A 16,674-nucleotide genomic window follows, 5' to 3' on the forward strand; every position below is an offset into this window, starting at 1 on the left:
GTCAACGTTGAAACCAGACGGTTTCGAAGTCAATACATGAAGTAATCGGCTTTTCCGACACGCGCGTCTTGTCAGTGGCGACAGGTCGCGCTAGTTTGCCAACAAATCACATGAAGACTTTACCAAGGATTGGGTATCGAACATGGAATGGACTCGCGCCATACAGCGCCTGCCCGCAACTGCGCTGCTTCTCGCGTCGTTGACAATTGCCGGTGAGGCGCTTGGGGTATCACTGGAATGTCCCATCGCATCCTCCACCGGACAACCGGCTTGTGGCAGCAGTGTCGATGTAGGCGCCAATGCACCGAGTAGTTCTCGTTCAGAACACGTGGGTAATCCCATCGATGTGGTGTCTGGCAACAAATACCAGAGCGAGATCGATATCAGGCTGGGTGGTTCCAGGCTCTCTCTGGCAAGGCACTACAACAGTTCACATGCCGCAGTAAATCTCGGCTTGGGCAATGGCTGGCGGCATACCTACTCGGTGGTGTTGTCCACCAATGGTGAGGACATTCGTCAGATCCAGCAATCTGATGGACGGTTGATAGAATTCTTCAGACAGGGAGACTTGTTCAGAGCCAATGACGTCTCGGACGGGTACGTGGTTGAATCTGTCAACCGGGCACACGTCTGGTATTTGCCGGACGGCCGCAGACTCTCCTTCCATGGGTCCTTTCTCACTCGTCTCACGTTTGCTGATGGCGAGCGTTTGAGCCTGATGTATCGCGGCATGCGTCTGCACTCCGTGACAGACGATCTCGGGCGGACGCTGCAATTCAACTATGCCGCGGGAGATGTGGGGTTGCCTGTCTATGACATGTCAGCGAACATGTCAGCCCCTGGACATTTGCAGAGTGTAGACCTGCCTGGCAGGGAACAGATTCGGTTCAATTACTCCGAACGTCAGAATCTGATTTCCGCTATCTATCCCTTTGGGGCCGCCCGGGATGCCGCTCGTCGCTATCAGTATCGTGATGCTCTGAATCATGCCCTGCTGACCGAACGTGCGGATGGTGTGGGAAGGATAATCGGCCGTTGGCATTATGACGAGTTGGGACGTGCCGTCAGTTATTCCAGCGGCAGCAACATTCGTTCTGACGGTAGCGAGAGAGGCCCTCCTGATCTGACTCTGTCGTATTTGCCGGGAGGCGAGGAAGATTCCGGTGTCACACGAGTGTCATTCCGCAACGGTGTCGAGCAAATCCATGATTGGACACTGAATGACCAAGGGCAGGTGATTGCACTGGACAGACGTGGTGAGGGTGCCGAACAGACAACTCCGGCTTCGACCAGCTCGACCAACTCGATTACCGAGAGACAGCCGGAAGATGCGCCACAGGTGCAACGTTACCCGCACGATGTACTGACAGTACTGTCACTGAGCGAGATGGGATATCCAGCCACGGTACAGTACTCGCTGGATCGCGACGCAACGACTCATCTGCTTGAGTCGGAATATGATCAGACTGGCCGTCTCGTTGATGTCAAGTGGTTGAGTGGCGTCCTGGAGGATTTCAATGACGGGCAAGTGGTGACAGGCGATGATGTCATTCGCTATGCAAACAGGAGCAAGGCAACTGGCAGAAACCGGGAGGTAGCATTCGCGGCATTGGCTCGCATGGGTCAGATCGCCGGGATGGCGTCCGAATTTCTCGAGCAAACGAGCAAGGAGCTGACCGTTGGAAGCCTGGTCACCGGGCAAGAACTTGATCAGGCATGGTGGTCCAATGCCGAGAAATCAGGCAGGCATGGTTCGGGACAGACACGCAAGGCCAGAAATTCATCGGAAGCAGGAGCAGCAGATCCTTGCCAGGATCCTCTCGAAGACTGCGCTTCATTGCTCAGGACTCGAGATTATGCCGAGGTGGCGGAGTGCGCCTATATCGATGCGGATTGCAGCACCAGGTTTGTGGAGGCAGATCTGGCTTCTCTGGGTCTGGAATTAAGAGATCTGCATGATGGATCATTCCATGCTGAAATATTCCATGACAGGGAAAACGAAGAATATATTGTCTCTTTTGCTGGAACGGATTTTGTCAGTGGTGGTGATTGGCTATCCAACATTGAACAGGAATTTGGGTTTTCAGCATTTCAGTATGAGAAGGCAGTTCGGCTCGCCGGGCTTCTCGCGGAGGTTGTTCCATCAGATCAATTGACGTTTGTAGGGCATTCTCTGGGAGGCGGTTTGGCAACTGCCGCCGCAGGCACAGGCGCGGGTGATGCAATCGTTTTCAATCCAGCCGCTTTGACACAGGAGTCCGCGGGCAGGTTGAACATCGACTATGAATCCTCGGCCAGCAATACGACCATTTATAGCGTGAGTGGAGAGCTCCTTAGTGATATCCAGACAAATATCGATTTCACGAATGAGCCGCCGGGGAATTTTCATCTCATGAGGCGTCCGAGTTTTTCCTGGATAAAGGAGAATGTCGATCAGAACTCGCGGCTGACATATGGCGTGAGAATCGGCGTGACACTTCATGGTATGAAAGCAGTCAGACAATCGCTCGCTGAGTCGATTGACAGGAATTTATGTGTTTGACGGGTCTCAGGAGAGCAGACTAAATGCGTTCAATTTTTTCACGGATACCGATTACTCGAATTGTTCCTCGAGTCATGAATCTGTTGATAGCTTCTTTCTTTGTGCATTTTTTCATTGGTCAGGAAATTTCCCATGCGAGAGAGCTGCCTCAGCATGAAATCACTGCTGATAGTAGTGATTTCGCATTGAGAGACTCTTTACTTGACATGGATTATGAAAGTTTCAAAAGCCATCTATCGAATGGGGCAGATCCAACGGCGTGGTTGGACGACTCACAGTTCGGCTGGGTTATGTGTGCAGCAACGGAGTCAGGTCGAGAAGAATATTTGAAATTGTTGATAGAGAGTGGTAATGACGTCAATTTTCGGCAGACGGATATCAGCAGCGCAATTTCATTACCATTGACTTGTGCTGTTCGGTTTGGAAATCTCAATGCATTGAAGTTGCTGGTAGACGCAGGTGCACAACCAGAGAGAACTCCTTGTGATGCTTGTGTCAACCGCAAGCCAATGAGCGTGATGTCGGAGGCCATCCTCGTCAGAAAGTACGAATTGGCTGACTGGTTGTTCAACAAGGGAAACTACACGGATGCGCAGTTGCGTACCGATGCGAGCATTCTGCAGCGCCAGAAAGTCAATGAATCTTCCGCCCAGAATATCCATCGATTGACACTGGCCGAAAAACTGCGAGAAAGTGGGTATGAAGTCAGGCTGTGGAGCAGAGGTGAAGAATCTGACTAACGACGAAGCTTGTCTGAAGTCTCTGCTGTCAGACAGATGCCACGAGGCCCGGCCGTAAATCTGACCGGACCGCGTGCAGTCGAGAAACTACTGCCTGATCAACCTGCTGGAGTTGCAAGTTCGATGGTTTCACTGCGTCGCCATATGACCGGACTCGCATCGGAGGCTGTGGCGTCCAGTGAATTCGGTGGCAGGTAGTCCGGTGTGACATGGTATTCGTAGCTGGTTCCGGGTTGTACCGTGTCATCAACATAGTCGTGGGCGCCGGCGGGAGCGCGGGCTAGTGGCACCCCATTGCGCCAGATCAGGTAGCGGCCATACCTTTGTACGGCAGGATCGCCGCCGAAGGATATCTGCACGAGACGTGCTCCATAGATGATGGATGACAGACTCTCCAGTGGTTCGTATGCAGGTACCTGACGCACACTCTGGGACAGAACGGAGCCATTCTCGTCAATGACTGACAGAGTAATCTCTGCCGCTGCACCGTCGAGCGGATCGAAGGTGTGGGTCAGTGTGTCAGCATTCAGTTCTTCAACAAGTCGTCCTCCGAACTCCAGGCGATAGCCGGCAGCAGCAGACAGGGTCGATGCGTTCCAGCGTGCTGACAGAAAGGCGGGGCCTCGCTCGATGCGAGTGAATCCTGGGCCGTTCTCGTCCAGGCTGCGTTGCTGACCGGGGAAGGCGCTACCGTCTTCGAAAACCACATCGTCACGACCGTTGCCGTCTACGTCCAGGGGGCCGTTGCGGTGGTCACGTGGCAGGCGGAATCCGACAGAGCCATCCATGTCATCCAGCCAGATGATGTCCGGGCGCGACCCTGACCTGCCAAAGACGATGGCGTCGCTGGAAGCACCTCGCATCCCGAAGTCGGTAATGCCATCGCCGTCGATATCGCCGACGTCTCCGAATCCGCCACCGGCGATACAAGGGCTGGCAGCAGCTTCTACAAGGCGAGTTACTGATGGAGTGGTTTGATTGTCGAGAGTGTCAACGGTAGTGGTCCCATTGCTGCTGCCATAGAAGATGGCTGAACGTGCTCCGTATCCGCATCCCGATGTGCCAAGTGAATGATTGACGACCAGGTCGTCAAACCCGTCGGCATCGACATCCCCCAGGGCTGACGCTGCACAGTAGGTGCTGGCGGAGCAATCGCGAACCAGTTCGACACCGTCTGCAATGGTCGCGTTCGTTATTCCGCTGCGTCCGTAAATGACCTGAGGGCCGAGTTCCACGCGATTGAGGGCCAATATATCGTCAGCGCCGTTTCCATCCACATCACCCGCTGCTTCAATATACGCTTGAGGTCGGAGTGTCAGTAGAATTTCGCCGTCATCCAATTCATCGGAGCTTCGATTTGCGGGAAAACCTGCTCTGCCTTCAATGATCTTCCAGGCTTGCGACGAGGATTCTCCGAGAGTCTTGACGAGCACATCGTCGAAGCCATCGGCATTGAAATCTCCCAGTGTCGTCAGACCTCGATCGAATCCGGCAGGGACCACATCGTCAAGGCTGAAGCCATTCTGTCCATCAAGTGAACGCACATCTATCAATGAGTCAGTCAGACCACCGAAGATGACAGCGCCGACACCGGGGCCGTAGCCAGTAGCGGGGGACACAAAAGCTGCGATGTCGATTCGATCATCGCCATTGACATCCCCGATCTCATATATCGACGTGACATCGAGACAATTACCGCCAGAGCCGTAGATGATGCGCAAGGATCCTTCGAGATCAGAGGTGGTCAGGGTCGAGCTGGAGATCGTTGCCGAGGGCAGTAATACGCCTGCTGCACATTCACTGACCATTCCAGCTGGTGCGAGAAATACGTAATCGGAAATACCGTCACCGTCTGTATCAGCGATGGGAAGGCTGCCTTCACGACCGCCAAAGCGGCTATCGCTGAGCATGACACCGTTCAGTGTGCGCTGTACGGACAGCGTGCGAGTGGCTGGATCCTCGATGCTGGCGGGAAACAGGAGGTTGCCGACTCCACTTCCTGTGGAATCGCCGCCATTGCCATTGCCATTGCTGTCGCCACCACCATTGCTACCGCCGTTATCTGAACCATCGTCGCTGCCGTTCGTCATGCCATCGTCCTGACTGGCGTCTGGCGTGTTCGGGGAATCACTGCATGACGACAATGCCAGTATGGCAAGGAGAGATAAACAGGCGGGATGAGTTTTCATGTGAACGCTCTTGCAACGGTCTGGTTTTACCGAGCATCGAAAAGGTGTGAAAGCGGGTTCGAGGCGCGCGCTGAAGTCGCCTTCAGCGATCGGCCCAAGCGCGAATCTATCAATATGCCCGCTGGCCTGTCTCGGTAAGAGTGGCGAAAAAAATGCTTGCATCCCGTGTTTATCACCAAGTGATGAACTGCGGGTAAGCCAGCGATGAACTGCTGGCGGCAATCTGTCTACTCCATTCACAAATCGGGGAAGGACAGTGACTTATTCTACAAACACGCGTGTTCTGGTCACCACGAGTTGGACCACCCTGGCCTTGCTGGTCGGATCGTTTTCAGGAGGCGTCATGGCTTGGGATGTGCCGACCAATCTTGGCGAACAGGATGATGCACTGGTCTGGGAGTCCGAAGCTCCCAGTTTCAACATCTACGAAGATGGTGGCTATATTGCGACTGTGCACGGGACCAACAGCTATGAGCCGATATTCTCGAACAGTGAGTATCAGGTTGTCGCTCATGACCATGGCAATCAGTTCACCGCCATCTCGGCCAGCTTTTTCTACCTGGACGATGATGATGACGGCGATCTTGAGCCAGACGACTCGGAGGAGTTGGAATTTGATGAAGCTGAGTTGTATTTCGAGCTCAACAATACCGACGGAGATCTGGGTATTCACTCAGTCGTCGACGGCGATGCCTGGACGAATCTGAAATATGAAGATGTCAATGGTCGTGTGTTGATTGACGTTCAAGTAAGCGGGGTCATGGCCAAGCAGGGGCTCACCGAGTTTTTCTTCGAAAGTGCTGAACCAACTTTCGACGAACTTTCCCCGGCTGATTTCTTTGCCCGATTTCCCGCGGGTATCTATGATTTCGAGGGTACAACCATCGACGGTGAAGACATCGAGGCAGAAACGATGCTCTCTCAGGTGCTGCCAGCGCCGGCGACGATCTATATCGGAGCCAACCCGGCGGGCCCCTTCGAGGGCTGTGAGGATGATTCTGCCCTTGATCCGTCTGCCATGATGGAGCTTTCGGGTGGGCTGCGCGCTCAATGGGACCCTGTTACCACACACCATCCAGACATCGGAATGCCGGGTGAGATCGAGGTGGAGATCTATCAATTTGTCTTCGAAGGCGAAGAGGTACACCTGAGTGTGGATCTGGATGCGGACACCACCGAATTCATCATCCCTGCTGAATTCATACACAGCGGAGCCCCGGGAAAACTGGAAGTGCTGGTTCGCGATGCTACGCATAATCAGGTGGGAACCGAGGCCTGTTTCCAGGTTCAATAGTGCCGCTGGAGCCTCAGTCTGCTACAGGCGTGCTTGCCGGTGTGGTTGAACTACCAAAACCGCACCGGCAGCGTCTCGATGACAGGCAACGGTAGCATCAGAATTCGTAGGTGAGCTCTACCGCGATACGATCGATCGATTCCCTTTGACCGGAATCCATCAGCTCTCCGGTAATCAGCCGTGCAATACTCAACTCGGTCTGCAGACCATCGATTGGCTCGAACTCCAGACTCAGGCGAGTTTCGTGTCCCAGTCTGCGATCACCGGTATTCAGATCAAGGTCGATCTCGGCCTCCAGAGTATCGTCATGGAGCGAATCTCGGCTATAGCGATGGTGGGTCAATGCATAGCGGGTGCTGCCGAATATGTGTCCTCGAAGCTGGATCGTGGCTATACGCAGATTGGACAGCTCCGGGTCGAGGACTTCTCCGTAGTAGTGATGATCGATCTCGTTCGAGTGCAGTCCGGTTTGTCGGAAGGTGCCGGAACCTTCAGCTTGACCGAGGTCTGTGCCTGATCCGATGGAGTAGCCCAGAGACAATGTGTGGTTTGACAGTTGCTGAGGTGTCCAGTGCAGCCAGACGCTGAAAGCCCAGGCATTTGCGGAGACCGAATCCACCGGCGCTACATCCGGCTGGTTTTCCTGATCATCATCGTCCGTATTGTCCGAGTCCGGACTTTCGACATCCGGGCTATCGTCATCTTCCACTGCCTGCGTTCGCAAGGTTCCGCCCATCCACGCTCCCCGCGACTGCAGTTCGAATCGGTGGCCACGATTGGTGACATGGGCCTGGCGCAGCTGCAGGCCAATCCAGGCCAGGCCGTCGTCACTGGAGTCTGCATTGACGGAAGTTTGATGGCGTGCTGGCTGATGGCGAGAGGAGCGATCCTGGCGAGCAGTCAGATGTACATCCCACTGAGTCCATTCGGAGGGTCTGATTCTCAGGTGACCGAACAGCCAGTAAATGCTGTCCAGTTCGGGATCCCGGGGCGCCGGGTTGCTGCGTGGTGCGTCTGAGCTTCGGCCCAGTCCGACCATGTGGAATGATCGTTCGGTGTGTCCTCGTAGGGTCACAGCGTCCAGTTCCTCGTCCCACCACCAGCCCTCGTCGTCAGTGATATTCTGTCGTCCGATACGTAATGAGGTATTCGTATCGGTATTCCCGCTCCATTGCAGCCAGTATTCCTCTAGCACCGCACGATTGTCGACATCGGATTGCAGGTCGCCCTCGAATTTCTGCTGTTCGGAAATCAAATCAATGTCCACCAGGCCGACGAGAACCTGGCTTACACGGTAGGATCGCCTGAACTCGAGTTCAGCGGTAAAGGCCGGGGACACCAGATCTTCCGCGTCATCGGCTGACAGTGCATGGCGATGGGACTCATAGGAGAGTGTCAGGACCGTTTCAGACTCGTGGGCTGATTCGGCATCCTCGTCATCCTCCTCGCTCCAGCAACTGGTAGAGGTCAGGGCAAGCGGTACGGCGAACAACAGAGTAGGAATGATCGTCATCGTGTTCATTGAATCTCCTCAGCATTTCGCTTTCCCACGCCTCTCCCGGGTCACAGGCCTCACACGAATCTCACGCATAACACAGATCACACAGATCACAGACGTCCAGCCTGGCCAGTCATCTGTCGTGACGCTACCGTTGTCGGGTTACGAGGGTGTCGTGTTTCCGGTTTTCGATTCGTTCCGTGCACCTTGTTTGCTGACTTGTCGACTGACGATCCGGCCGACACCTGTTTCATGCAGTCGCAATCGGAATACGGTACGTTTTCCCGGAATCGAACTCACTGTCAGTTCGCCACCATGTGCCTTTGCCACAGCGTGGGCGTAGCTGAGACCCAGTCCACAGCCCATGCCCCCACGACTGGAATCGGCTCGGTAGAACCGATCGAAAACATGGTTCAACGAGATGGGAGGTATGCCGATACCATTGTCAGCAACCTCTGTCACGACACAGCCGTTCATGCGCTTCATCGCTACGGAAATCTCGCCGCCCTCGGGCGTGTATTTCAATGCATTGTCCAGCAGGTTGGAAAGCAATCGTTGCAAGCTGTTGCTGTCCGCCTTGACATGGCATGCTCTTTCGATCGAGCGAAGCAGGGCAATTTGTTTGAGCTCCATTGCCGGTTCGAAAAAATCACAGGCATCCCGGCACAAGTCGCTCAGATCGAGTGTCTGCGTATGCAGCGTCAGTACACCGGCCTCGGCTTCGGCAACGTCCAGCGACAAGTCGATCATTCGAATCAGCCTGTCACATTCGGACACCGTGTGATCGACACTTTCAGCGATCTGCCGGGAGTCGGGAGGTTTGTGCAGCAGAGACTCGGATATCAGTCTGATTCTGCCCAATGGGCTGCGTAGATCGTGAGCGATATTGTCGGTCATCTCTCGCATATGGTGAATCAATGCCTGTAAACGACCAGCCATGGCATCGAAGGTGTCCGCCAGTGATTGCACTTCTTCCAGTTGCCCTTGCAAGTTGGCTCGGGAATCCAGATCTCCCTTGCTGAAACCCTTGGCAGCGACACTGACTCTGTGAATACCGGACACGGTTCTGCGGGTGACCAGCCAGACCAGCAGGGACGCGATGGGAATGGCCAGCAGGAACACGGCCGTGAATGCGAATACCAGCAGTTCGGTGATGTCCTGATGGTCCTCGGTCGATTCGCCGAGAATCAGTACATGCTCCGGCGATAGCCGACCGTAGATGGTTCGTGTCCGTGCCTCCTGGCTATCCAGGTCCATTGTCAGAATCACCGGCTCGTACGCGTTCGATAGTTGCGCCCTCACCAGCGAGAAATCCGGTTCGAGGCCATTCCAGAAATACATGTCGGATTGATGGATCAGGGTCAGGTCAGAATCCAGAAGCATGAGGAAAACGGACTCATGCTCATCGTTGGCTGTCTCCTTGTTGATTTCGTCAATGACACCGGAGATTCCCTCATTGCTCAGCGTGTGGGAAAATTCACTGATGTCTTCCATCAGATCCTCATCCATGCTTTGCATGAGCATTCGGTTGATGGACCAGTAGAGCAGGGTGAAGCAGACCAGCAACAGCAGGGTGAAGGTGAGAACCGTATAGACGGTGAGCCTTCCACTCAGTGTTCTGGACAGTTTCATGCTCAATCTGCTTCGCGTTTGAGTACATAGCCAGCGCCACGTATCGTGTGAATGAGTGTGTGCTGGTACTGCTTGTCGATTTTCTCCCGCAGCTTGCTGATTCTGGCTTCGACGACATTGGTGCAAGGGTCAAACGTGTAGTTCCAGACACGCTCCATGATCATTGTTCTGGAGACCACAATGCCCGCGTTTCTGATCAGGTATTCCAGAAGCGCAAATTCCTTGGGTTGCAAGTCGATGCGTTGTCCTGCTCGGCTGACGCTGCGAGAGAGCAGGTCCATTTCGATATCGTCGAAGCATAGGGTCGAGGAGCTGTCAGTATGGGCGGCCCGGCGAGACAAGGCTTCGAGACGAGCCAGAAGTTCGGAGTAGGAAAAGGGTTTGATGAGATAATCATCACCACCGGCACGTAGTCCGGTGATACGATCATCAACGCTTCGTCTGGCGCTGAGTATCAGTACCGGGGACTGAATACCCTGACATCGCATGCGCTCTATCACTGCAAGTCCATCCAGCTTTGGCAGCATCAGATCGACGATGGCAACGTCGAAACGCTCGTTCAGTGCATAATCAAGGCCGTCGAGACCGTCCTGAGCGAGCAGCATCGTATGTCCCGCTTCACTCAGACCGCGCTGTAGAAAAGCGGATACGACATCATCATCCTCTATCAGAAGAATCCTCACTGAACATTCTCCAGGCGTGTCACGGAGCAGGTTCACACATCATGCGAATCATTTCATCCGTTCGCAGGCAGTCTTCTGCAGATCAACTGCGGATCGAACCCGCCGATACTGTCACTCTAGAACAACGAGGCCTTGAGTAGTATTATCAATTGATGAACTTTGAACTTGTCGGTGGCTCGTGGCGTGTAGCGTGTAGCGTGTAGCGTGTGGCTTGTTGGTTCGTGACTCGGTAGCTCCGCAAGCAGAGGAGCTTTGGTGCCTGTTCTGGCTCCCGTTCCAGTACCTGCTTGGGTGACCGCTTTGACGTCTGATTTGACGCCTGCTTGAGATCAATGCTCCCGTGAGCACATCATCTTGGCAAGATCCTGGCGAGGAATCATGTGTGTACCCGCCTGCTTCCACAGTGACTGTCCATCATTGTCCATGAAATCGGTCTGCTGTTTCATGCGCGTGGTGTCGTCGTCGACTCGTTTGCGAATGATGTAGCGTACATTGCCGCGTGGCCCGAATATGATAGTAGAGCCACCAAAGAAGCTGAAGGAGCGGCCATCGGGTAGTTTGACATGTCGGTGCTGTACAACCTCGGCTACCGTATCGAAGGTCACTTCCTGATGTACCCCGACTCGGCGGGCGGAACGCACGGACTCGATGAGCGGCAGATCATAGCCGCCGGCGTCGAATTGCGGTGAACCTGGCGCGACCAGACCAAATTCGCGGGCCAGCAGTGGCTGGCTGACAAGACGCCCCAGGGCGCCGGCCTGCCGACGCATCTCTGCAACACTGACAGGTTTGGCAGGATCACCGTCGAATTCCATGCTGGAGAAACTCAACTCCGTCACACGTGGTATCGAGATATGGGGTGAGCCCCACAGCAAGGCGTCTTCTGTCATGGCGGTCGTGCCTTCGCCGAACATGCCACGTTCTCCAAATGCCTTGATGATGGCCTCGCGATAACCAAGCTTGTCGTCGGGTACGACATCGTAGTCGGCGGTAATCAGAGCGCGCAGATAGTCGCCGAAGCGCAGGTCCACCGGCGGACAGTAATCGATGGCGCGGATACAGATACGCAAGAACTGATCGGCAATGCGTCTGACCTCATCAACGAGGATTTCGCGAAGTTCACTGGAGAGATCGCCAGCCGGTAACTGCCCGGTCCCCGCCGTAGCCAGTTTCAGGTAGCGCTTCGAACGTCGTTCGTAGACCAGCAGAAATGCCGAGAAGACAGCTCTGGCCATTACCCTGCCCAGTTTGTGTGCCTGGGTGCCGGCGTTTTCATAACGCAGGATGCGCTCGGGTGATATGGCTCCCTTGTCGCTATCGGCAAAGTCGTCCGGCAGGTCGATCAAGGTACGCAGAGCCTGTCCGTCACTGTTGATACCGCGCCCGAACTCCTGAGCGATATCCACCAGTACATCGGCCTTGCGCAGATCACCACGTGATTTGCAGATGGCGCTCGTGACGACATCCTTGATGGTGAAATGCTGGAATACGGCCACGACATCTGCAAAGGCTTCATGAAAGGCCAGCACATCGGGGTGGCTGGGCATCATGAAGTGTGCGCGCAGACCGTCCAGCAGGGCATGACTGGTTTCGTGCACGATGACATCGTGCGAGACGCTGGTAAACACGTATCCGACGCCCTTCTGCACGACGGGTGTCGAGTGCCGTGCCTTGAAGTAGCCAAAGATGATTTCACCCGCAGCGCGGTCGTACCAGGCATTGGGTTCCTCGGCGCCGTGTGGACGTAACAGCAAGCGGTTACGCGGTCCATCCCCATCATCTCTGCAGCGTGGGAATGGCCAGGCTACGTGACGACCCAGAGCCTGACGAAACTTGTCGTAGGTCGCCATGGCGACGGCATAGACCATCTGTTGATGAAACTTCGGATCGGACAAGGATGGGTTGTAGCCATCCTCCATCACTACATGGGGGTTCTCGAGGTCGGCGATGCTCCATGTCTGATCGCCCAGGCCGCGATTGCAGACTTCCATCACCGATCCGATCGGTCCGGGGTCCAGTGGTTCGTAGGGCACCTTGCAGACTGCAAGCCCGCTATCCGAGCGACTGATACCGGGGTTGATGGAAAAGACCTTGAGACGACGATACAAGGGTTCTCCCGGTTCTCGTTCGTGCAATCGTGTGCACCATGCCAAGGCAATCCGGTAACTGATCCGATAGAGCTCGCTCTCTCCTGGCTCATGATCCTCTGAGGCATCCGAGGTATCCGAGGTATCCGAGGTATCCGAGGTATCCGAGGTATCTGAGGTATCCGAGGTATCCGAGGTATCTGAGGTATCCGAGGTATCCGAGGTATCCGAGGTATCCGAGGTATCCGAGGTATCCGAGGTATCCGAGGTATCCGAGGTATCTGAGGTATCTGAGGTATCTGAGGTATCTGAGGTATCTGAGGTATCTGAGGTATCTGAGGTATCTGAGGTTTTCGAGTTTTTCGAGATATCCAGACTTTCCGTCGTCTTTGCTGTCTTCGCTGTTACCTTGCCGGAGTCCGCGCTTACCTCTGCGCGGCTCTCTGTTTCCGCTGGCGAATCCTGTCGGTCAGCTTCGACATCCTGTCTGGATTGCCGGCCTTCTGGCAGGATTGCCGATGCTCCATTTTCATTGGCCGCATCGGCCGAGGAACCCATGTCAGCGAGTTGTTCGGGCGTGCTGGCTTTCAACGCTACATTGGACGAATCAGAGCCCGCAATCGCGTCGGCGGGGGTGGGGGGTGTTTTTCTGATGCCGCCATCCTCCACGGTGGCGCTTGTGCTGGCGCTTGTGGTTGTATTTGTGGCCTTTGGCGTTGCGTTGGCAGGACGTATTGCCGCTTTCCCTTTGGCGTTGGCCGGACTGGACATTGGTTTCGCTTTTCCGGAAGCTGAAGCAGCGCTTTTCTTCTTTCCTGCCTTGAGTCGTGATTTGGCGGAACTGGCCGGCTTCTTGTCCAGGATGTCGCCGTCACTCATCGACGGGGTACTCCAGCTCTTGACTTGCCGCGGTCAGGTTACTGTTGGCTGATGAAGCACCGCTGTTCGAATGCAGTTCCAGAAAGCTGCGGCTGAGGGCTGTGGCGTCACAGTGTATCTCCGGGGTCTGTCGAGGAGTGCTGCCGAATGCCAGCAGTACACGTTGCAGAAAGTCGGTATTGCTCAGGCCCTGGATACCCTCTGCCAGAATCTTCGTTGCCATGCGAGTGAAGTCGCCTTGTCCATTGCTTTCGTAGGCCAGTTCGGTAGATCGACAGGCACTGAACAGGACGTCACGCTGCTTTCCTGGTGCTCTGGAGGCGCTCTGCCGTACTTTTTCGATGCGCTTCCGGTAGACCTTCTTCATGTGTTTGCTGGGCGGCAGAAAACGGGACCGGACACCCTGAGCGGTGGACGCATTCGCCATCATCAGTGCCATGCGTGTAGCAGAGCCGGAGTGGCAGCAATCGAAGAAGCAGGTCATGGTCACCCTGTCCGGCAATCCTTCAATGAGTACCCGAAGCTCGTCATCAATGATCAGGCCATCGTTGGCAAAATCACAATCGACTGCGCACAGACATTCATCCAGTGCGGGAGAATCCCCCTGAGCTTCATCGCCATCGATATCCTTGAACTGCGTGCCATGTCCGGCGAACTGCAACACCAGATGATCCCCGGGGCGACTCGAGTTGATCAAGTCGGCGACGCACTCACGTATCCGGTTGGCTGTGGCTTGTTCGTTCTTCAGCATCGTGACCTGGTAGCCCATGCCGCTCAACGTCTTCTTCCACAGTTTTGCATCGGCAACACAGCCGGCCAGAGGGCTGCGCTGGTACTTGTCGATACCGATACACAGAGCGATGCGTCGGCCATCGCCCATGACCGGTTCAGGGGCCGGTGGAGGCTTGTTGGGGGACGGCGTCTGTTCGTCACGCTCGTCGCTGTTGCCTGCCCACGTATCCGCAGCGCCAGCCTTGGTCTTCTTGGCCTGCTTATGCTGCTGTTTTGATTTTTTCTTCTTTTTCTTGTCCTTTTTCCTGTCTGCCTTGGACTTTTCGGGTTTGTTCCCCTTCTCAGGATTGCCCTGAACTGGTTCGGGGCGGGATTGCGGAGCAACGGATGCCGGGGCAGATTGGAGGCCAGGACCGTCGGGTTTTTCCGATGGGGGCAAGGCTGCATTGTCAGAGGAAAACGCATCAGCTGGATCCAGTCGAGACAGGTGCTCCAGATGCTCAGGCCAGTCGAACTGGTCATTCCAGAAATTCGTGAAGCTGCGTGTGCCATCGTCGGGGAAGGGTTCTATCTGCTCCCCATTGCGCAAGCCGAGCATGCGCCGCAGGACACTCTCCATGGTGTGCACATCATCATCAAAGCCTCCATGCGTCAAGGCGGTGGACGCATTGCCGGATTGCGAGTCCGATGTTGGTGACCAGACGACTTCTGCAAGCTCTGATGAGCTACCGTCAAGTCCGAACAGGCGGCGTGTTTCCAGGTCGCGTCGCAAGGACTCCTCGAGGCCGAGAATATCGGTATCGTCTGCATCTTCCAGAGCTCTGGACACCAGATACAGCAAGGATTTTCGATAGACCGAGGCAACCGTGTCGGCCTTCTCTCGCTGCTTGTTCATGGTGAAGAGCGTCAGGGAGCCGATCCCGTTGCCCAGTAGCGGCGCGATATTCTGCTTGAACAGATCGTTGCGTACGGCGGGTGCCAGATAGTGAACGGTCTTGATGGGAGCGTTGCGCGCCGCCAGCAGTGGCAGGAAATGCGCGTGGAATATACTGCCGGCGCTGTGTCCGACAGCATGGACATCCATTCGATCTGCATGGTCGCCAAGCAAGTCTGCCAGCTTGCCAGCGACGTAATCGGCGCCATTGCCGGAATCACTGGCCAGTTCAGCACTGGACTTCATGCCGCCCCAGATCAGACGACCACCGGCAGCGCTGGAGATCTCTTCGATGACCCTATCCGTGACATTGTCAGTCAGCCAGTCCAGTACGCCTCGAGTGTCGGGCGCGCGACTTCTTGTCATCGCCTCTTCAACGAGTTGTCGAACGGTTTCGGCAAATCCGGTTTCCCAGATGAAGAACACGGGATAGACACCATTGGCACGCCAGAAGGGCAATTGCTTGATGGCCCCGAGCAAGGCGTTCTTTTCGGAGACCAGTCCGCCGTGAGCATAGAACAACAATTGCGCTCGACGGTTGTCGGCGACGGCTGACTGGATTTCCAGCGGGAGAAGCTCTTCGAACAGTCGGTCGACGTCCTGCTGCGTGGTCTCCATGCGCCCGCTGTCGGAGAATTGGCCGCGTTCGAGGTTGATGGTATGAGCGCTGAGTTCCTCCAGTATGTCAATCGTCAATTCGCGACTGCCGCGGTGAGTGCCCCGAGAAGCGCTGTCGGGCAGATCGGCGTTACCATCGTGTTCGGCATCCGACATGTCATCGGCCTGTACCGCATCAGGGTTCATGCCGCGCATGAGTTCATAGGCACGAGTTGCCCGGCGAGGAAAGGGTGTGTCGGCGCTACGGCAACTGTGTGACTCCAGTTCGAAAGCGCATATCTGCTCGATCCATTGCGCCTTGTTCGAGCTGGAACCCGGGCAGGTCTTGGACGACATTTCATTGTGGAAGCGCAATGCATGGGCTTGCAGTCCGAAGCGATTCTGCACCGACTTGATGACAGCCAGGGTCGCCTTCAGTTGTTCGGACGACAATTGTTCTTCATCAATGTCGAAGTCGCCGATCATCTCGATCATGAAGGGGCCAGCATGACTGTTGCCGTTGAACCCTCTGGCACTGGCGGGCGCCCAATTGAAGTTGCGACACAACCAGATGCTGCCATTGGGTGCCACTGTCACATGCTGACCGATATCACTCCAGCCATTGGTTTCGGTGTGATAGCGCCACATGCCTTCGATGGTGGCCAGTCCCTGATAATCGGACTGACGGGGTCGCCAGGTATGATGCAGATGAACTTCGGTGATCTGACGAGAGAAAGGGTATGTTGATACGATATCCTGAATCTCGTACAGGTTCGCGGACTTGAATTCTCTCGCCATGATCTCTGACTCCCGGTGATGGCCTCGGTAGCAATCACCCTGACGGTTGCACGGCCAATCCACTCCCTG

9 protein-coding genes and 1 pseudogene are annotated in these 16,674 nt (G+C 55.3%); 4 read left to right on the plus strand and 6 right to left on the minus strand.

The genetic code is table 11. The features are described from left to right. Positions 1-142 precede the first annotated feature (142 nt). The 3 genes and pseudogenes from ACUNV4_RS28255 to ACUNV4_RS28265 form a co-directional block, all read left to right on the plus strand. Positions 143-541: pseudogene (locus ACUNV4_RS28255) on the plus strand (DUF6531 domain-containing protein); the annotation flags it as partial. 633 nt (positions 542-1,174) lie between these two features. Beyond that, positions 1,175-2,542, plus strand: coding sequence for a hypothetical protein (locus ACUNV4_RS28260; protein WP_430882055.1), 1,368 nt, complete (start codon positions 1,175-1,177; stop codon positions 2,540-2,542). A gap of 74 nt (positions 2,543-2,616) precedes the next feature. Continuing rightward, entirely contained in the window at positions 2,617-3,282 is a 666-nt protein-coding gene (locus tag ACUNV4_RS28265) for an ankyrin repeat domain-containing protein (protein ID WP_430882022.1), read from the plus strand. 98 nt (positions 3,283-3,380) lie between these two features. Here ACUNV4_RS28265 and ACUNV4_RS28270 read toward each other — a convergent pair whose 3' ends face one another. Beyond that, the gene (locus ACUNV4_RS28270) at positions 3,381-5,471 is read right to left on the minus strand and encodes a hypothetical protein (protein ID WP_430882023.1); all 2,091 of its coding nucleotides are present in this window, start codon (positions 5,469-5,471) and stop codon (positions 3,381-3,383) included. A gap of 256 nt (positions 5,472-5,727) precedes the next feature. On the opposite strand from ACUNV4_RS28270, the gene ACUNV4_RS28275 reads away from it, so the two are divergent. Next, on the plus strand, positions 5,728-6,765 hold the full coding sequence (locus ACUNV4_RS28275; RefSeq protein WP_430882024.1) for a hypothetical protein: 1,038 nt from the start codon (positions 5,728-5,730) through the stop codon (positions 6,763-6,765). Positions 6,766-6,862: 97 nt separating this feature from the next. Here the strand turns inward: ACUNV4_RS28275 and ACUNV4_RS28280 are convergent, their stop codons facing one another. From ACUNV4_RS28280 to ACUNV4_RS28300, 5 genes are all read right to left on the minus strand, one after another. Further along, positions 6,863-8,287 (minus strand): alginate export family protein, encoded by a 1,425-nt coding sequence (locus tag ACUNV4_RS28280; RefSeq protein WP_430882025.1) that lies wholly within the window; start codon positions 8,285-8,287, stop codon positions 6,863-6,865. Between the two features lie 138 nt (positions 8,288-8,425). Then, on the minus strand, positions 8,426-9,895 hold the full coding sequence (locus ACUNV4_RS28285; RefSeq protein ID WP_430882026.1) for a sensor histidine kinase: 1,470 nt from the start codon (positions 9,893-9,895) through the stop codon (positions 8,426-8,428). Between the two features lie 2 nt (positions 9,896-9,897). Beyond that, on the minus strand, positions 9,898-10,578 hold the full coding sequence (locus ACUNV4_RS28290; protein WP_430882027.1) for a winged helix-turn-helix domain-containing protein: 681 nt from the start codon (positions 10,576-10,578) through the stop codon (positions 9,898-9,900). A 329-nt stretch (positions 10,579-10,907) separates the two neighbouring features. Beyond that, entirely contained in the window at positions 10,908-13,544 is a 2,637-nt protein-coding gene (locus tag ACUNV4_RS28295) for a peptidase M4 (protein ID WP_430882028.1), read from the minus strand. Beyond that, entirely contained in the window at positions 13,537-16,605 is a 3,069-nt protein-coding gene (locus ACUNV4_RS28300) for a caspase family protein (protein WP_430882029.1), read from the minus strand. Before ACUNV4_RS28300 ends, ACUNV4_RS28295 begins: the two co-directional genes overlap by 8 nt. Positions 16,606-16,674: the final 69 nt, after the last annotated feature.

This window comes from Granulosicoccus sp. 3-233 (genome assembly GCF_052681095.1).